At 40.8% G+C, this 21,185-nt stretch carries 18 protein-coding genes, 20 tRNA genes, 3 rRNA genes and 4 riboswitches; of the genes, 39 read left to right on the top strand and 2 right to left on the bottom strand.

Features of this window, described 5'->3' with window-relative positions; all coding sequences use genetic code 11:
* The first annotated feature begins 649 nt into the window (after positions 1 to 649).
* The 25 genes from BG05_RS27570 (at position 650) to BG05_RS27450 (ending at position 9,444) form a co-directional block, all read left to right on the top strand.
* Positions 650 to 2,201, top strand: a 16S ribosomal RNA gene (locus BG05_RS27570).
* 146 nt (positions 2,202 to 2,347) lie between these two features.
* Positions 2,348 to 5,269, top strand: a 23S ribosomal RNA gene (locus BG05_RS27565).
* 100 nt (positions 5,270 to 5,369) lie between these two features.
* Positions 5,370 to 5,485: ribosomal RNA gene (gene rrf, locus BG05_RS27560) — 5S ribosomal RNA — on the top strand.
* Together the 16S, 23S and 5S rRNA genes with 20 tRNA genes alongside form the textbook arrangement of a ribosomal RNA operon.
* Before the next feature lie 5 nt (positions 5,486 to 5,490).
* Positions 5,491 to 5,566: transfer RNA gene (locus BG05_RS27555), tRNA-Val, on the top strand.
* An 8-nt stretch (positions 5,567 to 5,574) separates the two neighbouring features.
* A tRNA-Tyr gene (locus BG05_RS27550) sits at positions 5,575 to 5,658 on the top strand.
* 12 nt (positions 5,659 to 5,670) lie between these two features.
* Positions 5,671 to 5,745 (top strand) — tRNA-Gln (locus BG05_RS27545).
* A 4-nt stretch (positions 5,746 to 5,749) separates the two neighbouring features.
* Positions 5,750 to 5,825 (top strand) — tRNA-Lys (locus BG05_RS27540).
* A gap of 16 nt (positions 5,826 to 5,841) precedes the next feature.
* Positions 5,842 to 5,922 (top strand) — tRNA-Leu (locus BG05_RS27535).
* A gap of 29 nt (positions 5,923 to 5,951) precedes the next feature.
* Positions 5,952 to 6,026 (top strand) — tRNA-Gly (locus BG05_RS27530).
* A 16-nt stretch (positions 6,027 to 6,042) separates the two neighbouring features.
* Positions 6,043 to 6,131: transfer RNA gene (locus BG05_RS27525), tRNA-Leu, on the top strand.
* Between the two features lie 3 nt (positions 6,132 to 6,134).
* Positions 6,135 to 6,208 (top strand) — tRNA-Arg (locus BG05_RS27520).
* A 10-nt stretch (positions 6,209 to 6,218) separates the two neighbouring features.
* Positions 6,219 to 6,292, top strand: a tRNA-Pro gene (locus BG05_RS27515).
* A 15-nt stretch (positions 6,293 to 6,307) separates the two neighbouring features.
* Positions 6,308 to 6,380, top strand: a tRNA-Ala gene (locus BG05_RS27510).
* An 18-nt stretch (positions 6,381 to 6,398) separates the two neighbouring features.
* Positions 6,399 to 6,491 (top strand) — tRNA-Ser (locus BG05_RS27505).
* A gap of 61 nt (positions 6,492 to 6,552) precedes the next feature.
* Positions 6,553 to 6,645 (top strand) — tRNA-Ser (locus BG05_RS27500).
* Between the two features lie 24 nt (positions 6,646 to 6,669).
* A tRNA-Met gene (locus tag BG05_RS27495) sits at positions 6,670 to 6,746 on the top strand.
* A gap of 2 nt (positions 6,747 to 6,748) precedes the next feature.
* Positions 6,749 to 6,824: transfer RNA gene (locus tag BG05_RS27490), tRNA-Asp, on the top strand.
* A gap of 9 nt (positions 6,825 to 6,833) precedes the next feature.
* Positions 6,834 to 6,909: transfer RNA gene (locus tag BG05_RS27485), tRNA-Phe, on the top strand.
* Between the two features lie 19 nt (positions 6,910 to 6,928).
* Positions 6,929 to 7,001 (top strand) — tRNA-Thr (locus tag BG05_RS27480).
* A gap of 6 nt (positions 7,002 to 7,007) precedes the next feature.
* Positions 7,008 to 7,078 (top strand) — tRNA-Trp (locus BG05_RS27475).
* A gap of 8 nt (positions 7,079 to 7,086) precedes the next feature.
* Positions 7,087 to 7,163 (top strand) — tRNA-Ile (locus BG05_RS27470).
* Between the two features lie 7 nt (positions 7,164 to 7,170).
* Positions 7,171 to 7,245 (top strand) — tRNA-Asn (locus BG05_RS27465).
* A 1-nt stretch (position 7,246) separates the two neighbouring features.
* A tRNA-Glu gene (locus BG05_RS27460) sits at positions 7,247 to 7,318 on the top strand.
* Between the two features lie 131 nt (positions 7,319 to 7,449).
* On the top strand, positions 7,450 to 7,869 hold the full coding sequence (locus BG05_RS27455; protein WP_002125317.1) for a CBS domain-containing protein: 420 nt from the start codon (positions 7,450 to 7,452) through the stop codon (positions 7,867 to 7,869).
* Between the two features lie 423 nt (positions 7,870 to 8,292).
* The gene (locus BG05_RS27450; RefSeq protein ID WP_002125318.1) at positions 8,293 to 9,444 is read left to right on the top strand and encodes a DUF3965 domain-containing protein; all 1,152 of its coding nucleotides are present in this window, start codon (positions 8,293 to 8,295) and stop codon (positions 9,442 to 9,444) included.
* 240 nt (positions 9,445 to 9,684) lie between these two features.
* Here the strand turns inward: BG05_RS27450 and BG05_RS27445 are convergent, their stop codons facing one another.
* Both BG05_RS27445 and BG05_RS27440 read right to left on the bottom strand, forming a co-directional pair.
* Complete coding sequence (locus BG05_RS27445; RefSeq protein ID WP_002010638.1) at positions 9,685 to 10,017, bottom strand: hypothetical protein; 333 nt, start codon at positions 10,015 to 10,017, stop codon at positions 9,685 to 9,687.
* A gap of 5 nt (positions 10,018 to 10,022) precedes the next feature.
* Positions 10,023 to 11,177: an SH3 domain-containing protein gene (locus BG05_RS27440; protein ID WP_003187416.1), complete on the bottom strand. Its 1,155-nt coding sequence runs from the start codon at positions 11,175 to 11,177 to the stop codon at positions 10,023 to 10,025.
* Positions 11,178 to 11,436: 259 nt separating this feature from the next.
* A riboswitch (TPP riboswitch) is annotated at positions 11,437 to 11,549 on the top strand.
* 60 nt (positions 11,550 to 11,609) lie between these two features.
* A riboswitch (TPP riboswitch) is annotated at positions 11,610 to 11,713 on the top strand.
* Positions 11,714 to 11,802: 89 nt separating this feature from the next.
* On the opposite strand from BG05_RS27440, the gene tenA reads away from it, so the two are divergent.
* From tenA to kdpF, 14 genes are all read left to right on the top strand, one after another.
* Positions 11,803 to 12,498 (top strand): thiaminase II, encoded by a 696-nt coding sequence (gene tenA, locus BG05_RS27435; protein WP_002125324.1) that lies wholly within the window; start codon positions 11,803 to 11,805, stop codon positions 12,496 to 12,498.
* Positions 12,467 to 13,216, top strand: a complete 750-nt coding sequence (locus BG05_RS27430) for an ABC transporter ATP-binding protein (protein ID WP_002125326.1) — start codon at positions 12,467 to 12,469, stop codon at positions 13,214 to 13,216. The genes tenA and BG05_RS27430 overlap by 32 nt, the downstream gene beginning before the upstream one ends.
* Positions 13,216 to 13,968 carry an ABC transporter permease gene (locus tag BG05_RS27425; RefSeq protein WP_003187418.1) on the top strand — a complete coding sequence of 251 codons (753 nt, stop codon included), beginning with the start codon at positions 13,216 to 13,218 and terminating at the stop codon, positions 13,966 to 13,968. Before BG05_RS27430 ends, BG05_RS27425 begins: the two co-directional genes overlap by 1 nt.
* A complete protein-coding gene (locus BG05_RS27420; protein WP_002125329.1) occupies positions 13,965 to 14,966 on the top strand; it encodes an ABC transporter substrate-binding protein in 1,002 nt (333 codons plus the stop codon). Before BG05_RS27425 ends, BG05_RS27420 begins: the two co-directional genes overlap by 4 nt.
* 10 nt (positions 14,967 to 14,976) lie before the next feature.
* Positions 14,977 to 15,597: a thiazole tautomerase TenI gene (gene tenI / locus BG05_RS27415; protein WP_016101785.1), complete on the top strand. Its 621-nt coding sequence runs from the start codon at positions 14,977 to 14,979 to the stop codon at positions 15,595 to 15,597.
* Positions 15,590 to 16,699: a glycine oxidase ThiO gene (gene thiO / locus BG05_RS27410; RefSeq protein WP_033733791.1), complete on the top strand. Its 1,110-nt coding sequence runs from the start codon at positions 15,590 to 15,592 to the stop codon at positions 16,697 to 16,699. The genes tenI and thiO overlap by 8 nt, the downstream gene beginning before the upstream one ends.
* A 15-nt stretch (positions 16,700 to 16,714) precedes the next feature.
* On the top strand, positions 16,715 to 16,918 hold the full coding sequence (gene thiS, locus BG05_RS27405) for a sulfur carrier protein ThiS (RefSeq protein ID WP_001049509.1): 204 nt from the start codon (positions 16,715 to 16,717) through the stop codon (positions 16,916 to 16,918).
* A gap of 2 nt (positions 16,919 to 16,920) precedes the next feature.
* Complete coding sequence (thiG, locus tag BG05_RS27400) at positions 16,921 to 17,691, top strand: thiazole synthase (protein WP_002186754.1); 771 nt, start codon at positions 16,921 to 16,923, stop codon at positions 17,689 to 17,691.
* On the top strand, positions 17,684 to 18,703 hold the full coding sequence (locus BG05_RS27395) for a thiazole biosynthesis adenylyltransferase ThiF (RefSeq protein ID WP_002125334.1): 1,020 nt from the start codon (positions 17,684 to 17,686) through the stop codon (positions 18,701 to 18,703). The genes thiG and BG05_RS27395 overlap by 8 nt, the downstream gene beginning before the upstream one ends.
* A 15-nt stretch (positions 18,704 to 18,718) precedes the next feature.
* The gene (gene thiD, locus BG05_RS27390; protein WP_033729720.1) at positions 18,719 to 19,531 is read left to right on the top strand and encodes a bifunctional hydroxymethylpyrimidine kinase/phosphomethylpyrimidine kinase; all 813 of its coding nucleotides are present in this window, start codon (positions 18,719 to 18,721) and stop codon (positions 19,529 to 19,531) included.
* An 85-nt stretch (positions 19,532 to 19,616) separates the two neighbouring features.
* A riboswitch (cyclic di-AMP (ydaO/yuaA leader) is annotated at positions 19,617 to 19,764 on the top strand.
* 93 nt (positions 19,765 to 19,857) lie between these two features.
* Positions 19,858 to 20,244 (top strand): hypothetical protein, encoded by a 387-nt coding sequence (locus tag BG05_RS27385; protein WP_002010661.1) that lies wholly within the window; start codon positions 19,858 to 19,860, stop codon positions 20,242 to 20,244.
* 16 nt (positions 20,245 to 20,260) lie between these two features.
* Positions 20,261 to 20,491, top strand: coding sequence for a hypothetical protein (locus tag BG05_RS27380; protein ID WP_016101779.1), 231 nt, complete (start codon positions 20,261 to 20,263; stop codon positions 20,489 to 20,491).
* A gap of 262 nt (positions 20,492 to 20,753) precedes the next feature.
* Positions 20,754 to 20,899, top strand: a riboswitch (cyclic di-AMP (ydaO/yuaA leader).
* 94 nt (positions 20,900 to 20,993) lie between these two features.
* The gene (locus tag BG05_RS27375) at positions 20,994 to 21,098 is read left to right on the top strand and encodes a SipW-dependent-type signal peptide-containing protein (RefSeq protein ID WP_000887888.1); all 105 of its coding nucleotides are present in this window, start codon (positions 20,994 to 20,996) and stop codon (positions 21,096 to 21,098) included.
* Positions 21,095 to 21,175, top strand: a complete 81-nt coding sequence (gene kdpF, locus BG05_RS27370; protein ID WP_000972378.1) for a K(+)-transporting ATPase subunit F — start codon at positions 21,095 to 21,097, stop codon at positions 21,173 to 21,175. Before BG05_RS27375 ends, kdpF begins: the two co-directional genes overlap by 4 nt.
* Positions 21,176 to 21,185 lie beyond the last annotated feature (10 nt).

Below are 21,185 nucleotides of genomic sequence, written 5' to 3'. Positions count from 1 at the left end.
TATTTATAGTTTTGTGGGCACTTTCTTACTATATAACAAAAATTGGATATCTTTCATTAATTAAATGTAAAAAAATTCTAACAATAATCTTAATTTAATATTTCGAGGGGAAGTTTGTTATTTGTGGAAGCAAAATTCCTGATTGGAGAGAAAAATCAGGAATTAAAGTTTTGCTCTAGTATAGTGGCCACGTTTTTTGTTACTCTACATTTAAATGATTATTTGTCCTTCTTAAGCAGAACTATGGTAATTATAAAATAAAAAAAGAAGAAGACTAAAGGTTAGGAAGTTATTGTGAAATACTGCCTGGTTGATGATAGTGTATAGTAACTTGTATACAATCAAAATGAATGTTTTAGTAGAAAGGATAAGGGTTCTTTCTATAGAAGAAAGTAGGATAGATAACTTTTTGTATTTTTTTATAAAAAATACTTGTTATTTAAAAACCATGATGGTATATTAATAAACGTCGCTGATGCGGAAACGCAGAAAACGACAAAAAAGAAATTCAAAACATAGTTGACATCGAAAAATGAAGATGTTAATATGATGAAGTCGCTTTTGAAGCGGCAGACAAGTTCTTTGAAAACTGAACGAAACAAACAACGTGAACGTCAATTTTTATTTTTAGATGCTAGACAAACTAACTTTATTGGAGAGTTTGATCCTGGCTCAGGATGAACGCTGGCGGCGTGCCTAATACATGCAAGTCGAGCGAATGGATTAAGAGCTTGCTCTTATGAAGTTAGCGGCGGACGGGTGAGTAACACGTGGGTAACCTACCCATAAGACTGGGATAACTCCGGGAAACCGGGGCTAATACCGGATAATATTTTGAACTGCATAGTTCGAAATTGAAAGGCGGCTTCGGCTGTCACTTATGGATGGACCCGCGTCGCATTAGCTAGTTGGTGAGGTAACGGCTCACCAAGGCGACGATGCGTAGCCGACCTGAGAGGGTGATCGGCCACACTGGGACTGAGACACGGCCCAGACTCCTACGGGAGGCAGCAGTAGGGAACCTTCCGCAATGGACGAAAGTCTGACGGAGCAACGCCGCGTGAGTGATGAAGGCTTTCGGGTCGTAAAACTCTGTTGTTAGGGAAGAACAAGTGCTAGTTGAATAAGCTGGCACCTTGACGGTACCTAACCAGAAAGCCACGGCTAACTACGTGCCAGCAGCCGCGGTAATACGTAGGTGGCAAGCGTTATCCGGAATTATTGGGCGTAAAGCGCGCGCAGGTGGTTTCTTAAGTCTGATGTGAAAGCCCACGGCTCAACCGTGGAGGGTCATTGGAAACTGGGAGACTTGAGTGCAGAAGAGGAAAGTGGAATTCCATGTGTAGCGGTGAAATGCGTAGAGATATGGAGGAACACCAGTGGCGAAGGCGACTTTCTGGTCTGTAACTGACACTGAGGCGCGAAAGCGTGGGGAGCAAACAGGATTAGATACCCTGGTAGTCCACGCCGTAAACGATGAGTGCTAAGTGTTAGAGGGTTTCCGCCCTTTAGTGCTGAAGTTAACGCATTAAGCACTCCGCCTGGGGAGTACGGCCGCAAGGCTGAAACTCAAAGGAATTGACGGGGGCCCGCACAAGCGGTGGAGCATGTGGTTTAATTCGAAGCAACGCGAAGAACCTTACCAGGTCTTGACATCCTCTGAAAACTCTAGAGATAGAGCTTCTCCTTCGGGAGCAGAGTGACAGGTGGTGCATGGTTGTCGTCAGCTCGTGTCGTGAGATGTTGGGTTAAGTCCCGCAACGAGCGCAACCCTTGATCTTAGTTGCCATCATTAAGTTGGGCACTCTAAGGTGACTGCCGGTGACAAACCGGAGGAAGGTGGGGATGACGTCAAATCATCATGCCCCTTATGACCTGGGCTACACACGTGCTACAATGGACGGTACAAAGAGCTGCAAGACCGCGAGGTGGAGCTAATCTCATAAAACCGTTCTCAGTTCGGATTGTAGGCTGCAACTCGCCTACATGAAGCTGGAATCGCTAGTAATCGCGGATCAGCATGCCGCGGTGAATACGTTCCCGGGCCTTGTACACACCGCCCGTCACACCACGAGAGTTTGTAACACCCGAAGTCGGTGGGGTAACCTTTATGGAGCCAGCCGCCTAAGGTGGGACAGATGATTGGGGTGAAGTCGTAACAAGGTAGCCGTATCGGAAGGTGCGGCTGGATCACCTCCTTTCTATGGAGAATTGATGAACGCAGTTCATCAATAAACGTTGACTTGTTTTGTTTCGTTCAGTTTTGAGAGAACTATCTCTCAAGTTTAAATGTATGTTCTTTGAAAACTAGATAACAGTGTAGCTCATATTTTTTTAATTTTAGTTTGGTTAAGTTAGAAAGGGCGCACGGTGGATGCCTTGACACTAGGAGTCGATGAAGGACGGGACTAACGCCGATATGCTTCGGGGAGCTGTAAGTAAGCTTTGATCCGAAGATTTCCGAATGGGGAAACCCACTATACGTAATGGTATGGTATCCTTACCTGAATACATAGGGTATGGAAGACAGACCCAGGGAACTGAAACATCTAAGTACCTGGAGGAAGAGAAAGCAAATGCGATTTCCTGAGTAGCGGCGAGCGAAACGGAATCTAGCCCAAACCAAGAGGCTTGCCTCTTGGGGTTGTAGGACATTCTATACGGAGTTACAAAGGAACGAGGTAGACGAAGCGACCTGGAAAGGTCCGTCACAGAGGGTAATAACCCCGTAGTCGAAACTTCGTTCTCTCTTGAATGTATCCTGAGTACGGCGGAACACGTGAAATTCCGTCGGAATCTGGGAGGACCATCTCCCAAGGCTAAATACTCCCTAGTGATCGATAGTGAACCAGTACCGTGAGGGAAAGGTGAAAAGCACCCCGGAAGGGGAGTGAAAGAGATCCTGAAACCGTGTGCCTACAAATAGTCAGAGCCCGTTAATGGGTGATGGCGTGCCTTTTGTAGAATGAACCGGCGAGTTACGATCCCGTGCAAGGTTAAGCTGAAGAGGCGGAGCCGCAGCGAAAGCGAGTCTGAATAGGGCGTTTAGTACGTGGTCGTAGACCCGAAACCAGGTGATCTACCCATGTCCAGGGTGAAGTTCAGGTAACACTGAATGGAGGCCCGAACCCACGCACGTTGAAAAGTGCGGGGATGAGGTGTGGGTAGCGGAGAAATTCCAATCGAACCTGGAGATAGCTGGTTCTCCCCGAAATAGCTTTAGGGCTAGCCTTAAGTGTAAGAGTCTTGGAGGTAGAGCACTGATTGAACTAGGGGTCCTCATCGGATTACCGAATTCAGTCAAACTCCGAATGCCAATGACTTATCCTTAGGAGTCAGACTGCGAGTGATAAGATCCGTAGTCAAGAGGGAAACAGCCCAGATCGCCAGCTAAGGTCCCAAAGTGTGTATTAAGTGGAAAAGGATGTGGAGTTGCTTAGACAACTAGGATGTTGGCTCAGAAGCAGCCACCATTTAAAGAGTGCGTAATAGCTCACTAGTCGAGTGACTCTGCGCCGAAAATGTACCGGGGCTAAATACACCACCGAAGCTGCGAATTGATACCAATGGTATCAGTGGTAGGGGAGCGTTCTAAGTGCAGTGAAGTCAGACCGGAAGGACTGGTGGAGCGCTTAGAAGTGAGAATGCCGGTATGAGTAGCGAAAGACGGGTGAGAATCCCGTCCACCGAATGCCTAAGGTTTCCTGAGGAAGGCTCGTCCGCTCAGGGTTAGTCAGGACCTAAGCCGAGGCCGACAGGCGTAGGCGATGGACAACAGGTTGATATTCCTGTACCACCTCTTTATCGTTTGAGCAATGGAGGGACGCAGAAGGATAGAAGAAGCGTGCGATTGGTTGTGCACGTCCAAGCAGTTAGGCTGATAAGTAGGCAAATCCGCTTATCGTGAAGGCTGAGCTGTGATGGGGAAGCTCCTTATGGAGCGAAGTCTTTGATTCCCCGCTGCCAAGAAAAGCTTCTAGCGAGATAAAAGGTGCCTGTACCGCAAACCGACACAGGTAGGCGAGGAGAGAATCCTAAGGTGTGCGAGAGAACTCTGGTTAAGGAACTCGGCAAAATGACCCCGTAACTTCGGGAGAAGGGGTGCTTTCTTAACGGAAAGCCGCAGTGAATAGGCCCAAGCGACTGTTTAGCAAAAACACAGGTCTCTGCGAAGCCGTAAGGCGAAGTATAGGGGCTGACACCTGCCCGGTGCTGGAAGGTTAAGGAGAGGGGTTAGCGTAAGCGAAGCTCTGAACTGAAGCCCCAGTAAACGGCGGCCGTAACTATAACGGTCCTAAGGTAGCGAAATTCCTTGTCGGGTAAGTTCCGACCCGCACGAAAGGTGTAACGATTTGGGCACTGTCTCAACCAGAGACTCGGTGAAATTATAGTACCTGTGAAGATGCAGGTTACCCGCGACAGGACGGAAAGACCCCGTGGAGCTTTACTGTAGCCTGATATTGAATTTTGGTACAGTTTGTACAGGATAGGCGGGAGCCATTGAAACCGGAGCGCTAGCTTCGGTGGAGGCGCTGGTGGGATACCGCCCTGACTGTATTGAAATTCTAACCTACGGGTCTTATCGACCCGGGAGACAGTGTCAGGTGGGCAGTTTGACTGGGGCGGTCGCCTCCTAAAGTGTAACGGAGGCGCCCAAAGGTTCCCTCAGAATGGTTGGAAATCATTCGTAGAGTGCAAAGGCATAAGGGAGCTTGACTGCGAGACCTACAAGTCGAGCAGGGACGAAAGTCGGGCTTAGTGATCCGGTGGTTCCGCATGGAAGGGCCATCGCTCAACGGATAAAAGCTACCCCGGGGATAACAGGCTTATCTCCCCCAAGAGTCCACATCGACGGGGAGGTTTGGCACCTCGATGTCGGCTCATCGCATCCTGGGGCTGTAGTCGGTCCCAAGGGTTGGGCTGTTCGCCCATTAAAGCGGTACGCGAGCTGGGTTCAGAACGTCGTGAGACAGTTCGGTCCCTATCCGTCGTGGGCGCAGGAAATTTGAGAGGAGCTGTCCTTAGTACGAGAGGACCGGGATGGACGCACCGCTGGTGTACCAGTTGTTCTGCCAAGGGCATAGCTGGGTAGCTATGTGCGGAAGGGATAAGTGCTGAAAGCATCTAAGCATGAAGCCCCCCTCAAGATGAGATTTCCCATAGCGTAAGCTAGTAAGATCCCTGAAAGATGATCAGGTTGATAGGTTCGAGGTGGAAGCATGGTGACATGTGGAGCTGACGAATACTAATAGATCGAGGACTTAACCATATAATATGAAGCAACGTTATCTAGTTTTGAGAGAATATAAAAAACTTATTGACTTTCTAAGTGAATCAAGTATAATAATGTTTGTCTCAATCGAATATAGTCTGGTAATGATGGCAGAGAGGTCACACCCGTTCCCATACCGAACACGGAAGTTAAGCTCTCTAGCGCCAATGGTAGTTGGGACCTTGTCCCTGCGAGAGTAGGACGTTGCCAGGCAAAATGGAGGATTAGCTCAGCTGGGAGAGCACCTGCCTTACAAGCAGGGGGTCGGCGGTTCGATCCCGTCATCCTCCACCATATATGTCGGAGGGGTAGCGAAGTGGCTAAACGCGGCGGACTGTAAATCCGCTCCTTCGGGTTCGGCAGTTCGAATCTGCCCCCCTCCACCATTTCTTAATTATTGGGCTATAGCCAAGCGGTAAGGCAACGGACTTTGACTCCGTCATGCGCTGGTTCGAATCCAGCTAGCCCAGCCATTAAGAGCCATTAGCTCAGTTGGTAGAGCATCTGACTTTTAATCAGAGGGTCGAAGGTTCGAATCCTTCATGGCTCACCATTTTCTTAAAAAATATGCGGGTGTGGCGGAATTGGCAGACGCACTAGACTTAGGATCTAGCGCCTTTGGCGTGGGGGTTCGACTCCCTTCACCCGCACTTTTAATAAAATAACTCAAACATGTCTTGCGGAAGTAGTTCAGTGGTAGAATACAACCTTGCCAAGGTTGGGGTCGCGGGTTCGAATCCCGTCTTCCGCTCCAATTTTCAGTATGACATGCCGGGGTGGCGGAACAGGCAGACGCACAGGACTTAAAATCCTGCGGTGGGTGACCACCGTGCGGGTTCGACCCCCGCCCTCGGCACCATATGCGCCCGTAGCTCAATTGGATAGAGCGTTTGACTACGGATCAAGAGGTTAGGGGTTCGACTCCTCTCGGGCGCGCTTTTATTAACGGGAAGTGGCTCAGCTTGGTAGAGCACCTGGTTTGGGACCAGGGGGTCGCAGGTTCAAATCCTGTCTTCCCGATTTTCCCAAAAACATGGGGCCTTAGCTCAGCTGGGAGAGCGCCTGCCTTGCACGCAGGAGGTCAGCGGTTCGATCCCGCTAGGCTCCACTTTATTTTTTATATGTCGGAGGTATACCCAAGTTCGGCTGAAGGGATCGGTCTTGAAAACCGACAGGCGGCGAGAGTCGCGCGGGGGTTCGAATCCCTCTACCTCCTCCATTTTTTTAAAAAGTGGTTTAGTTACATATAAAAATGAATAAGATATTAATTTTTCCTTCATGGAGGTATACCCAAGTTCGGCTGAAGGGATCGGTCTTGAAAACCGACAGGCGGCGAGAGTCGCGCGGGGGTTCGAATCCCTCTACCTCCTCCATTTATTTTTAAAACATAATATCGTCGCGGGGTGGAGCAGTACGGTAGCTCGTCGGGCTCATAATCCGAAGGTCGCAGGTTCAAATCCTGTCCCCGCAACCAATGGTCCCGTGGTGTAGTGGTTAACATGCCTGCCTGTCACGCAGGAGATCGCCGGTTCGACCCCGGTCGGGACCGCCATTTTATGTTGGCTCGGTAGCTCAGTCGGTAGAGCAGAGGACTGAAAATCCTCGTGTCGGCGGTTCGATTCCGTCCCGAGCCACCATTTTTTTGTTTTTTTTTATGCCGGCTTAGCTCAATTGGTAGAGCAACTGACTTGTAATCAGTAGGTTGGGGGTTCAAGTCCTCTAGCCGGCATCATTTAGGGGCATAGTTTAAAGGTAGAACTGAGGTCTCCAAAACCTCCAGTGTGGGTTCAATTCCTACTGCCCCTGTAAAGTATGGGCCTATAGCTCAGCTGGTTAGAGCGCACGCCTGATAAGCGTGAGGTCGATGGTTCGAGTCCATTTAGGCCCACCATATATATTCCGCAGTAGCTCAGTGGTAGAGCTATCGGCTGTTAACCGATCGGTCGTAGGTTCGAGTCCTACCTGCGGAGCCATGGCCCGTTGGTCAAGTGGTTAAGACACCGCCCTTTCACGGCGGTAACACGGGTTCGAATCCCGTACGGGTCATAAAAAAAGAGTCAGCATATTGCTGACTCTTTTTTATTATGTATAAGCCTCTTTTTATCACCTTATTTTTCTGAAATAAATAAAGGGATTTAGGAAAAGCTATGGTATGTATTAAAAGGAGGAGATGAAAAATGACGCAAGTTAGAGAACTTATGAGTACTCATATCGTACATTGTACACCATTAGACAATGTATATGAGGCAGCTGTAAAAATGAAGGAAGAATCGGTTGGATTGATTCCTGTTATTGAAAATAAACAAGTTGTTGGGCTTGTTACGGATCGAGACTTAGTTGTTCGTGGGATTGCTGAAAAACATCCTGGATCTAATCAAATTACAAATGTAATGACAACAAACATTGTTTCAGTTTCTCCAGATGATTCTATTGAAAAAGCTACAGAATTAATGGCACAATATCAAATTAGACGGTTACCGGTTGTTGAGAGCGGTCAACTTGTTGGGATGCTAGCACTAGGTGATTTAGCTATAAGAAAATCAGCAGATGATCAAGCAGGGTTTGCTTTAAGTGAAATCTCAGAGCATACGGAATAAACTATTTATAAAGATCAGATACATTATTCTAGTATATACGGATTAAACTAATATGTTAGCGTGATGTATCTGAGACATTATATAATAAGTATAGCGTCAATATTTTTGACAGTTTTTTTAAATTTGTCATTCCTGATTTTTAATAAGAGAAAAAATGATATACTGAGAGATATAAGTATTATGATAGATTTTGAATATAACAATATTCATCGTTAATGATGTAATAATGAATTAATATTTCCTACATAGATAAAGTGAAACTTTAATTATTGGGGGGTGTCCATCCCAAAATAATTATTAGTTGAACCAATCGGGCTTTTATGGGCAGTTTTATCTCCTACCTAACTTCCTCGCATTCGCAGAATTTTGAGGTGGGAGTCTTACTGCCCGCAAATAGCGGGATAAAAAGGGAAGGGGAATTATATGAGGGCTGTACAGGGCGATCCAAATTGGAATTTGGTTACAGATACATATATAGAACCAAATGATTTCGCTGAGTTATTTTCTTTGCTTGTACCTTGTCATCCAAAAGGTGAAGGGAAAGAGCGAACTATATTAGTATGGAAAGAAAAAGAATTTTATAAAGAAGAAAATTTAGCGCCATTTATCGTATATGGCATGAATAAAGTAAAGAATTTACCGCAGTTTCATAAAGATGAAATTCCAACTCTAGTACGTATTCTTCGTTTATGTCAAGAGATTGGTTGGTATGAAGAGGCAAATGCTTTTATGATAACCCAAGGGCTAGATGAATTTGTCCGAACTTCATTGGAGTATGAAACATGGGATCTTTTGACGAAAGCAGTTGCTTTAAACTATTTAATTATTAAATATCGTATTGGTGAATTAACAGCTGAGGATGTAGAAATTTGGGATCGAGTTAAATTTAATGAGAAATGTATAACAGATTGCAAACATCTATTATCTCATAAAGAAGTATTGGAATTTACATTCTTTTATATGTGTAAGCGAGCTAAGCTACTGTCAAAAGAGCAATTAAATAGTGATATGATGAGTCTGGCAATGTATTGTAATACTTTTGTGTATGATTTATATACACATGACTTATTACGGAAGTATCGTAAGTGTACAGACTTCCTATCATATTATGGACCTAGTCAAGCGGTTTTAGCTTGTCAAAGAGCTGTACTTTCACAAATTTCCGATCGATTAGACCCTTTAAAGACAACTCATGTAGATGATTATTTATATGTGATGAAAGAAATGATGGAGCATATGACGATAGGGGTAATGGATCGGTATGGTCATTTTATTGGAAAGCTACTATCATATGTACCATTTTTCGAAATGATCCAAGTTCCACAGCATGCATATTACTGTGAAGAATTACTGTATATTTGTAAGGGAATTGAATACAAAGAAGAAATACTACGCAATTATATATTTATACAATTACATGATTGTTTACCATCATTCTTTAAACTATTTCTTAAAAATAAGCGTTATGCAACGATTCATGATATTCTTTTCTATTGGTGCGACGATGAACAAAGAATGAGCTTAGAGAAAAAATATAATCTTAGTTTCATTTATGAAAAATATGCTTGTGGATAAACCATATTTTTCATATTAAAAATTAATATAAATTAAAAAGGATCTCAAGTTTATGTGAGATCCTTTTTTTGTTAGTAAAGCAAGGAGAAAGTACCTAAGATAAGAAATAACATTCCATAAAGGAGAAATTGTGCAGTATAACTTCCTTGTATACCAAAAAAGTATTCATTTTTTCATATAAATTCAATATATATTTCATTGGATTATCTTTGAAAGATTGGTACACAGTGTCTCCTCTTTCTAAGCTTCTTGTTCATGTTTTTGGTTATTAGGAACATGAACGTATCTAGCTATGAATAATAAAACACCTATAAAGAATACAGGAAGTACGGTAGATAAATAAAAACCATTACTAATTATATTTGTTATAAGAGCACTTAAAAGAAAAATTACATTATAAATATGGGCAATTTTTTGTTTTAGCCGCATTTGTAATGCTTCCATAATGATTTCTAAAGCAACAAAAGCAATAATAATAGATAAAAATACAGTGTTCGTATTATAAATGATTAAACAACAGATTAAACCTAAAAAGGCCAGGTATTCAATAAAGAGAGGTATATTGCGTGGCATATAATTTACCTAACTAAATATGGCAGTGGGTTTACTGCATTTGTTTTTTCAAAATTCCATTCCCCATTATGTAATTCAAAATGGAGATGTTGCCCGTATGAATGACCTGTGTTTCCTATATGACCTACTAATTGTCCAGTTTGTACTTGATCACCAGCTTGTACAGTGCGATCCTTCATATGAGCATAAACTGTTGTATATAATTTCCCATTTATTTGATGGGCGATGAACACGACATTGCCGTAGCTAGCCGAATAATAAGATTTCACAACCTTACCTGCAGCAGCAGCTTGAATAGAGACATTTCCTTGTGCTGCTATATCTATACCATAATGCATTTGCTCCCAGCGCATATCAAAAGTGGAGCTGATTTTCCCTTGAGTAGGGAATTTGAAAACTGCTGGAATTGATGCAGGTTGAGCTGTTTTAGCTTGTGGTTGATTTTGCACTACATAGTGTTTTGCTACATATCCGTATCCTGTGCCAAAACGAATTTTATACCAAGTACCTACCGTTTCTACTACTTGTACTTGTGTACCATTTTGTAATGAGCCAAGTAGAGTGCCACTTGTGCTAGCATTGCTACGTACATTTAATTTTGGTGTTGCAACAGTATACGAAGGAGAACCTTGTACTGTTACACCTTTTACTAGAGGTGTGGATCCATTAGATACAAATGTTTTTTGTACGTAACCAATTTGACCGTTATGTAATATTTTGTACCAATCTCCTTGTTCACCTTGAATGGTAATGAATTGACCATTTGGTAATATATCTAGAATAGAAGACTCTGTATTAGGTTCAGAACGAACGTTTAATGCGTTTGCATTTACGATATATTGAGACTTTGGTTGAACATTTTTTTTGAATAGAATTGCATCTTTTTTCATATAGCCTGTTTTGTTGTTAACAGATACTTTATACCAATCTTGAACTGTTTCAAGAATAGTAACCGGGCTATTAAATCGAATGGTATCAACTATTGCACTGTCTGTATGGCTATTTTGATGTAGTGCAACGTTGTCAATTTTTACATATCCAGTTTTTACTGTAGATGGTTGCTTAGCAGCCGCTGTTTGTATACCGGATTCTCCCATAGAAGGAAGTAAAGAAGCAATTGCGATAGTAGTTGCTGTTAAAGCTGTGGCTTTCATATTCATGTAATAAAGACCTCCTCTAGTTGTATAGTTGTAATTTTATTATAGTATAAAGATATAATATATTGGTCGTATTCACATAAATGTAATATGAAATCAATAAAAATAATGTCAGAAGAGAGATTCGTATATAAATATTGTATATATCATTTGTGAGGTCGCATTTATATTTGTTTAACACGTTAAGAATTAATTCTTAATTAAGAAAATTAAAACAGTTGATGATGTCTTATGGCGATGTTATACTGACAGTGATAATTTTATAGTTTGCTAGGAGGGCTGGTGTTGCCAGCTGAGAGTAGGGCCATAAGCCTTTGATCCTTTTTATTACCTGATCTAGATTATGCTAGCGTAGGGAAGCAATTCGGACATTAACAATGAGTCCCCGTTTCTTTGCGTATAGAAACGGGGCTTTTTTATTTGAAAATTTCATATTAACACCACTAGGGGTGCTTTTCGTGCTGAGAGAGGAATAATCCTTAACCCTTACAACACCTGATCTAGATAATACTAGCGAAGGGAAGTGGAACAACGAATAAATTATAATTTTATTTGCTGTAACCACTTCTTATATACAGAAGTGGTTTTTTTATTGAGATAAATAGATATATAGGAAGGGGAATTATTAATGAAATTTTGTGAAAGATTATTTGATACGGTGCAGCCTGTTTGGGAGAAAAGTCATAATCATCCGTTTGTAGTAGGTATGGGGGATGGTACGTTGGAAAAAGATAAATTCCAGTACTATATTATTCAAGATTATTTATATTTGTTAGATTATGCAAAGCTATATGCAATTGGGGTTGTAAAGGCAACGAATCCACAAGTTATGGCAAAATTTGCAGAGCAAATTGATGGGATTTTAAATGGAGAAATGACGATCCATAAACAGTATGCAAATAAACTTGGCATTACTGTAGAGGAGATAGAATCTGCGAAACCATCTGCTAAAAATTTAGCCTATACAAATTACATGATGTCTGTATCTCAAAATGGCACACTTGCAGAATTAATATCAGCTTTACTTCCATGTATGTGGAGCTATTGGGAGATCGGAAAGCGTTTAAATGATATTCCTGGAGCAAGCGATCATGAGTTCTTTGGAGAGTGGATTCAAGGATATTGTTCTGAAGAATACGGTAACCTTTGTATTTGGTTAATAGATTTATTAAATGAAATGGCAGTTGGAAAGTCAGAGAAAGAGCTAGACCGATTAGAGGAGATTTTCTTATATTCCAGCCGATTTGAATATTTATTCTGGGATATGGCTTATCGTAAGGAGATGTGGGGTTTTGAGGAGCAAGAACATACTACAGTTTCATAATGTTTCCTTTCATTATGATGAGAAACCAATCATCAATGAATTAAATGCTTCTATACAAGATAAAGAGTTTGTAAGTATTATCGGGCCGAGTGGATGCGGGAAAAGTACTTTATTTCGCCTTATTACAGGCTTAGAAGAGGCAAGTACTGGACAGATAGAGCTGACAAAAACAAAGAGTCATCCTGTAGGGTATATGCCCCAAAAAGATATGCTCTTGCCGTGGAGGACGATTATTGAGAATGCTGCCCTGCCGCTAGAGTGCCAAGGTGTGCAGAAGAAAGAAGCGCAAGTAAAAGCGAAAGAACTGTTACATAAATTTGGTTTACAAGGGTACGAGAAAAAATATCCGAAAGATTTATCTGGTGGTATGAGGCAACGCGTATCTTTTATCCGAACTTTATTAACAGGCGGGGAGATATTATTGTTAGATGAACCGTTTAGCGCATTGGACGCTTTAACGAAGGCATCTTTGCAAGAATGGTTGTTTGAACAATGGAAAGAGTGGGAAAAAACAATTTTATTTATCACTCATGATGTTGAAGAAGCATTGTTTCTTTCTAATCGAATTTTGGTTGTAGAAAATCAACCGATAGCAACTTTAACTGAGCGAATTGTGCCGCTTGATCGTAACCGAACAAGAAAAGATTTATATAAGCCTGAAGTGTTAGCGCTTAAAGAAGAGCTCCTTAGTATGTTACAAAGGCAGGTACTCGTATGATGAATCGCTTGAAGGAGTTATTACCTGCCCTAATATTAAGTGGAATTTTACTTGCTCTGTGGGAAGTAGGAGCAAGAATTGTAGATGAGATGTACATTTTGCCATCACCTTCTGCAATTGTAATGAAGATATGGGCGCTGAAAGATATATTATTTACGGTTCATTTACCTGCAACGTTGTACGTCGTTTTAATAGGCATTGTTATTTCTATCGTACTGGGCGTAGGGCTAGCAATGTTAATGAATGCGAGTACGTGGATGGAAAGAGCATTTTATCCGTTATTAGTTGCTTCACAAACCATCCCGATTACTGCGCTTGCGCCGCTCTTCGTTTTATGGTTTGGATATACCATCTGGAGTAAGGTTGTTGTTACCGTTTTAATTACGTTTTTCCCAATTGCGGTCAATACGTATGATGGACTGCGCAGTACGAAAAAAGAATGGGAGGAGCTATTAGTTACATATGGTGCAACGAAAAAAGATGTTTTTCTAAAGCTAAAGTTGCCATCTGCTCTTCCTTACTTTTTTTCAGCGTTAAAAATTGCGGTACCACTTAGCGTTATTGGGGCAGCGATTGGTGAATGGCTCGGTGCACAAGCTGGGCTTGGATATTTCAGTAAAAGAATGATGACGCAGTTAGACGGAGCTGGTGTATTTGCACCAATTGTATTGTTATCATTATTAGCAATTTTCTTCGTCATACTTATTTCCATATTGGAAAAGAAATTTATTAGTTGGAGGAAACATTCATGAAATTATTAAAACGCATCTTTGTGTTTACATTATTAGTTGCAATGATTGCAGGATGTTCGAGTAACTCGGCATCAGATAAGAATAAATCAGAAAAAGAAATAACAGTAATGCTTGATTGGTACCCGAATGCGGTACATAGCTTTATTTATACGGCAATTGAAAAAGGATACTTTAAAGAAGAAGGAGTCAAGGTGAATATTAAATTCCCTTCTAATCCGACTGATCCATTAACGCTAGCGGCAGCAGGGAAAGTGACAGTTGGTTTGTATTATCAACCAGATGTTGTCATGGCAAAAGCAAATGAACAAATTCCAGTGAAATCAATTGGAGCTGTCGTACGTTCACCGTTAAATCATGTTGTATCACTGAAATCAGCAGGCATTCAATCGCCAAAAGATTTAGAGGGGAAAACAGTTGGATATTCTGGAACACCTTTAAGTGAGATGTATTTAAAAACGATGGTAAAAGAAGCTGGTGGTAATCCAGATACAGTGAAAGTAGTCGATGTTGGCTTTGATTTAGTACCAGCATTAATTACGAAAAAAGTGGATGCGGTAACAGGGGCATACATTAACCATGAAGTACCTGTTATGCGTCATGAAGGTCATGAACCAGCATACTTTAATCCAGCAGATTATGGTGTACCGAACTATCATGAGCTTGTGTTTGTAACGGGTGATAAAACGTTGAAAAAAGATAAAGAAGCATTGCAAGCCTTTTTACGTGGGGCACAAAAAGGGTATGACTTTATGAAGAAAAAACCCGATGAAGCATTAAATATTTTATTAAATCATCAAGAAAAAGAAAACTTCCCGCTTGTACCAGAAGTTGAAAAAGAAAGTATGAAAATTTTATTAGAGAAGATGGAAACGAAAGATGAGCCATTCTTATCGGATTCAAAAGAGTCATGGGAGAAACAAAACAAATGGTTGAAAGACAAAGGAATGACGAAAGAAATCGTTCCAGCCGATGAATTATTTGAAAACATTTTAAAGTAGGCGAATGAATATGAAAAATGAGCTCCATGTAATCTCAAATGGCCATATGCCATTCGAAGAGTTAGTGAATGTAGCGATGCAAATTGAGAGTGAGATCGATTATTTGCATATTCGTGAGCGTGAGAAAAGTACGAAGGAATTGTATGAAGGTGTGGAAAGTCTTTTGGGGAAAGGCTTTCCAGCATCGAAGATAGTGATAAATGATCGAATTGATATTGCTATTCTATTAAATATTCCGCGTGTTCAGCTAGGATATCGAAGCGCAGATGTAAGGTTAGTAAAAGAAAAGTTTTCTTATTTGCATGTCGGTTATTCAGTACATTCGCTAGATGAAGCGATAGTAGCATTTAAAAATGGAGCAGATTCACTCGTTTATGGTCATGTATTTCCGACAGATTGTAAAAAAGGTGTGCCAGCGAGAGGATTAGAAGAAATTGCTCATATGGCAAGTTGTTTATCCATACCAATAACTGCAATTGGTGGGATTACCCCTGAAAATACAGGTGATGTTCTTGCAAATGGTGTAAGTGGCATTGCTGTTATGTCCGGGATTATAAGCAGTAGTAATCCGTATAGCAAGGCGAAATCTTATAAGGAATCAATAAGAAAGTGGGCGGAAAAACATGTGTAAGAAGTATGATGTAGCGATTATTGGCGGAGGTGTAATTGGTAGTTCAGTTGCACACTTTCTAGCAGAAAGAGGGCATAAAGTAGCGATTGTAGAGAAGCAAAGAATCGCATCTGAAGCTTCGAAAGCAGCTGCTGGTTTGCTCGGTGTTCAGGCAGAATGGGATGCATATGATCCGTTGTTTGAGCTTGCTAGAGAAAGCCGTGCTATATTTCCACAACTTGCAGCAGTTTTACGTGAAAAAACAGGCATCGATATTGGGTATGAAGAAAAGGGCATTTATCGCATCGCTCAAAATGAAGATGAGAAGAAAAGAATTCTTCATATTATGGATTGGCAGCAGAAAACAGGTGAAGATTCCCGATTTCTAACGGGGGACCATTTACGGGAAAAAGAGCCGTTTCTTTCCGAGTCAATTATAGGGGCGGTGTATTATCCGAAAGATGGTCAAGTTATTGCACCAGAGCTTACGAAAGCATTCGCACATTCTGCAGCAATTTCCGGAGCTGATATATATGAACAAACAGAAGTGTTTGATATTCGTATTGAAAATAATAAAGTGACTGGAATTGTGACAAGCGAAGGTGTAATCACATGTGAAAAATTCGTTATCGCCGGAGGATCATGGAGTACGAAATTGCTACATTATTTTCAGAGTGATTGGGGTACATATCCTGTTAAGGGGGAGGTTGTTGCAGTAATAAGCAGGAAACCTCTGTTGAAAGCTCCTATTTTCCAGGAGAGGTTTTATATTACGCCGAAGCGCGGTGGCCGTTATGTGATTGGGGCAACGATGAAGCCTCATACATTTAATAAATCTGTACAACCAGAAAGTATTACTTCCATATTAGAGCGTGCGTATACAATATTGCCTGCTTTAAAAGAAGCAGAATGGGAAAGTACGTGGGCTGGGTTAAGACCGCAGTCTAATCATGAAGCTCCTTATATGGGAGAGCATGAAGAAATAAAAGGTTTATATGCTTGTACTGGACATTATCGAAACGGCATTTTATTAAGTCCTGTTTCTGGTCAGTATATGGCTGATTTAATAGAAGGAAAGCAGGAGAATCACTTGCTAGATTCATTGCTTTCTAAAACGGTTTAGAAAGGGGATGGAAGTTTGAATTTAAAAATTAATGGTAACCAAATTGAAGTACCAGAGAGTGTGAAAACAGTAGCTGGGCTACTTACACATTTAGAGTTAGATAACAGAATTGTTGTAGTAGAACGTAATAAAGATATTTTACAAAAAGATGATCATAACGATACATCTGTTTTTGATGGGGACCAAATTGAGATTGTAACTTTCGTAGGAGGCGGTTGATTATGTTAAACATTGGACAATTTTCATTTCATTCTAGACTTTTATTAGGAACAGGGAAATTCCCTGATTTTGATGTGCAGCAAAAGGCAATTGATGTTTCTGAGGCTGAGATTTTAACATTCGCAGTACGTCGTATGGATATATTCGATGCGAAGCAGCCTAATTTATTAGAGAAACTTGATGTGAAAAAATATACGTTATTACCGAATACAGCAGGAGCAAAAAATGCTGAAGAAGCTGTTCGTATTGCAAAATTAGCAAAAGCTTCTGGACTTTGTGACATGATAAAAGTAGAAGTTATTGGTGATGATAGAACGTTATTACCTGATCCAGTAGAAACGTTAAAGGCATCTGAAATGTTACTAGAAGAAGGATTTATCGTTCTACCATACACATCTGATGATGTTGTATTAGCTCGTAAATTACAAGAACTTGGTGTACACGCGATTATGCCAGGAGCATCACCGATTGGTTCAGGGCTTGGTATTGTAAATCCATTAAATTTAAGTTTCATTATTGAACAAGCGACAGTACCAGTTATCGTTGACGCTGGTATTGGTAGTCCAGCTGATGCAGCATTTGCAATGGAATTAGGAGCAGATGGTGTGTTATTAAATACTGCAGTATCTGGAGCGAACGATCCTATTAAAATGGCATATGCAATGAAATTAGGTATTGAGGCAGGACGATTAGGGTTTGAAGCAGGTCGTATTGCACGTAAGCGCTGCGCGACAGCAAGTAGTCCTTTAGAAGGAATGAGCGTAGTTGAATAATCGATATTCTCGCCAAGAGCTATTTTCTCCAATTGGGGAAGAAGGGCAACAAAAGATAAGGACAAAGCATGTACTTATTATCGGTGCAGGCGCATTAGGTAGTGCAAACGCAGAGATGTTTGTAAGAGCAGGCGTTGGTCAAGTAACAATTGTTGACCGTGATTATGTCGATTGGAGTAATTTGCAAAGACAACAATTGTATGCAGAGAGTGATGTAGAGAATAATCTTCCGAAGGCTGTAGCGGCAAAAAAACGTCTAGAAGAGGTTAATAGTGAAGTAAGAGTAGAAGCTCTCGTTCAGGATGTAACGGCTGAAGAGTTGGAAGAACTCGTTACAAATGTTGATGTAATCATCGATGCGACTGACAATTTCGAAACACGTTTCATTGTGAATGATATATCGCAAAAATATTCTATTCCATGGGTTTATGGGGCATGTGTAGGGAGTTACGGTCTTTCTTATACTATTCTTCCAGGAAAAACGCCATGTTTATCTTGTTTATTACAATCGATTCCGCTTGGGGGAGCGACATGTGATACAGCGGGGATTATATCGCCTGCTGTGTCTCTTGTCGTTTCTCATCAAGTAACGGAAACACTTAAACTGTTAGTAGAAGATTATGACTCGCTTCGAGATGGGCTTGTATCATTTGATGTATGGAAAAATGAATATTCATGTATGAATGTGCGAAAGCTTCGTAAACATAATTGTCTATCGTGTGGTGAACAGGCAGTATATCCATATTTAAATAAGGAAAACACTTCAAAAACAGCAGTGTTATGCGGGAGAAATACAGTTCAAATTAGACCACCTCATAAAGAGGAAATGGATTTTGAACAATATAAAAAATTGCTGAATGATCGCGTGAATGATTTGAATGTAAATCCATATTTATTATCATTTTCGGTTGAAGAAAAGAGATTAGTTGCTTTTAAAGATGGCCGTGTACTTGTACATGGCACGAAAGATATAAGCGAAGCGAAAACAATTTATCATCGCTATTTTGGGTAGAAAAGGATGAGTGGGATGAAAGTGAATAAAGCTTTAACAATTGCAGGGTCTGATAGCGGAGGCGGCGCTGGGATTCAGGCGGATTTAAAAACATTCCAAGAGCTTGGTGTGTATGGAATGACGGCTATTACAGCAATTACTGCTCAAAATACGCTTGGCGTTCAAGGGGTATATCCTGTTTCTTTAGAAGGGATTACGGAGCAGCTGAATTCAATTGGTACGGATTTAACGCCAGATGCTGTGAAACTGGGAATGTTATTTAGTAGTGAAATTATTCAAATTGTGGCAGAGCATATTAAGAAATTTGGCTGGAATAATATTGTGCTAGATCCTGTTATGATTGCTAAAGGCGGTGCGTCATTATTACAACAAGAAGCAGTACAAGCATTAAAAGAATATTTATTGCCAGTAGCAACTGTTGTCACACCGAATGTTCCTGAAGCAGAAGTGTTAACTGGAATGGAGATTCATAATGTAGAAGATAGTAAGGAAGTTGCAAAAGTATTGCATGAATTAGGGGCTAAATATGTGCTTATGAAGGGCGGACATGCAGAATATCAAGGTAATGAAGTAATTGATTTACTCTTTGATGGTGAGCAGTTTATTGAATTTAGAAGTGAACGAATTCCTTCGAAGCAAACGCACGGAAGTGGGTGTACATTTGCTTCAGCGGTTACAGCAGGACTTGCGAAAGGCTACTTGATGGAAGAGGCAGTTCAAGAAGCAAAACGATTTATTAGTATAGCAATTGAAGAGCCATTGAATATTGGAAGTGGTCATGGGCCGACGAATCATTTTGCATATAAATTGAATAAGACGCATGTATAAAGATACGAGAAGCCAGTTTGTTAACTGGCTTTTTTTGTGTTTACTTTTTCCAAATACAGGAGTAATATATCAGCCAGAATACATTTTTTGTAATACGCTGAGTCCAAATGTATGGAGCGGAGGAACCAATTTGTGCGTCGTCACTAGGGGTGAATCTTTCAATGTTGAAAGTAGGGCTACTCTCAAAGTCCGAATCCGACAGCTAACTTCGTAAGCGTCTTGAGAGAGGACGGTGCCATGATGGATACATCACTTCATCGGTCTGATTAGTATAGGAGAATATCAATCTATGTTTGAGTTCTTTTATGCTAAGGAGGATGAGGTACATGGAACTAACACTTATTTGTGTTGGAGAAAAAAACAAGGTAAAGAGTTTAAGAGAGCTAGTAGCATTTCAGCATGAGTTAATTATTTTTACAGCCAATGAAGAGATAGCGGCTGAAGTTAGAGAGTATGGGTTTGAATCAGCTTATAGCTGTAATAAGGAGAAGGATTTTACTAGTATTTGCACACGTATTAAGAAGGTGATTTTACTAGGGGATGAGCTTCCGATAGTTAGTTTCTTCACAGAACACATTCGTTTTTCTTTTCAAGCGCCTATTACTGTTGTTACAAAGAATAAACGCTATCCGGCCAGGCTCTATGAAACAATTGGAGCTAAATTTGTAGTGTTTACGAACTGTGATAATATTTCTTTTTTATTTTTTGAATAAGGTGGGGGAAATGAAGATGAAAGTGTTGTTACTAGGAGATATAGCGAATCGTTGGGCGATATCGGTAGAGAGAGTTCACGAATTGGTAGTGCTCGATCCTCTTTTTCCAGGTCCATATATTATATTACCATCAAAAGATGTTTTGTATTTAGAGGCGGATATTACCGAATATGAGCAGTTACATGCGGAATTATCACAAGTTTATATTCGAGGGAGAAATTTGCGTGCTTTTTTGCGTGGAGAATAAAGGTTGAATGAAAAAAGAGCGAATGCTGAGTGCAACAAGCTATGCACTTCATGTAATTCGCTCTTTTTATTTCGTATTTAAAAGATCATTTCTGTGAAAAAGAAAGGAAAGACGAGAAAACAGATGAAAAAATATTAATAACAACTAATGTAAACGCTTAAATAGATGGATATTTTCTTATTTTCAGTAATTTACCCCTTTACAAGTTAAATTTAGAGGAGTATATTTACTCTCATAAATCATTCGTAAAATTTCCAAAAAAAACCTAAAATCGCTGAGTTCCAGAAATGGAGCGGGGGAACCAATTTTGTGCATTGTCACTTGGGGTGAATCTTTCAATTTTGAAAGTAGGGCTACTCTTTAGGCCCGAATCCGACAGCTAACCTCGTAAGCGTTTAGAGAGGAGGTTTACTTTGTGTTGTTCGTTTCGAACACTAAGTAGAGCTTAGTGTTCTTTTTTTGATAACTAGATGGTAAAAATTAACAAAAGTGAGGGGTAGTTATGTTAGATGTTGTAATGATCGGTATTTTTGTTGGGTTAGTCGCATCGATGGCAAGTCTTGCAAGTTGGTCAGATAAAGTTGTGAAAGAAGGGAAGCAATCATGATGATTGCCTTATCGGTTATTGTTGCAGCGATTACGGTGTACTTAGTATACGCATTATTAAATCCAGAAAAGTTTTAATTAGGGGGAA

Origin of the sequence: Bacillus mycoides, from assembly GCF_000832605.1 — a bacterium.
In the GTDB taxonomy this organism is placed as follows: domain Bacteria; phylum Bacillota; class Bacilli; order Bacillales; family Bacillaceae_G; genus Bacillus_A; species Bacillus_A mycoides.
The sequence above is the reverse complement of the archived record's forward strand: the minus strand, read 5'-3'. Positions and strand labels throughout refer to the sequence as shown.

Bases quoted from the DNA above. Each gene is read 5' to 3' on its own strand.
- BG05_RS27445 (WP_002010638.1), bottom strand. From the start codon at position 10,017: ATGCCACGCAATATACCTCTCTTTATTGAATACCTGGCCTTTTTAGGT.
- BG05_RS27420 (WP_002125329.1), top strand. From the start codon at position 13,965: ATGAAATTATTAAAACGCATCTTTGTGTTTACATTATTAGTTGCAATG.
- thiO (WP_033733791.1), top strand. From the start codon at position 15,590: ATGTGTAAGAAGTATGATGTAGCGATTATTGGCGGAGGTGTAATTGGT.
- BG05_RS27380 (WP_016101779.1), top strand. From the start codon at position 20,261: ATGAAAGTGTTGTTACTAGGAGATATAGCGAATCGTTGGGCGATATCG.
- tenA (WP_002125324.1), top strand. From the start codon at position 11,803: ATGAAATTTTGTGAAAGATTATTTGATACGGTGCAGCCTGTTTGGGAG.
- BG05_RS27450 (WP_002125318.1), top strand. From the start codon at position 8,293: ATGAGGGCTGTACAGGGCGATCCAAATTGGAATTTGGTTACAGATACA.
- thiG (WP_002186754.1), top strand. From the start codon at position 16,921: ATGTTAAACATTGGACAATTTTCATTTCATTCTAGACTTTTATTAGGA.
- tenI (WP_016101785.1), top strand. From the start codon at position 14,977: ATGAAAAATGAGCTCCATGTAATCTCAAATGGCCATATGCCATTCGAA.
- thiD (WP_033729720.1), top strand. From the start codon at position 18,719: ATGAAAGTGAATAAAGCTTTAACAATTGCAGGGTCTGATAGCGGAGGC.
- BG05_RS27455 (WP_002125317.1), top strand. From the start codon at position 7,450: ATGACGCAAGTTAGAGAACTTATGAGTACTCATATCGTACATTGTACA.
- kdpF (WP_000972378.1), top strand. From the start codon at position 21,095: ATGATGATTGCCTTATCGGTTATTGTTGCAGCGATTACGGTGTACTTA.
- BG05_RS27385 (WP_002010661.1), top strand. From the start codon at position 19,858: ATGGAACTAACACTTATTTGTGTTGGAGAAAAAAACAAGGTAAAGAGT.
- BG05_RS27425 (WP_003187418.1), top strand. From the start codon at position 13,216: ATGAATCGCTTGAAGGAGTTATTACCTGCCCTAATATTAAGTGGAATT.
- BG05_RS27440 (WP_003187416.1), bottom strand. From the start codon at position 11,177: ATGAATATGAAAGCCACAGCTTTAACAGCAACTACTATCGCAATTGCT.
- BG05_RS27375 (WP_000887888.1), top strand. From the start codon at position 20,994: ATGTTAGATGTTGTAATGATCGGTATTTTTGTTGGGTTAGTCGCATCG.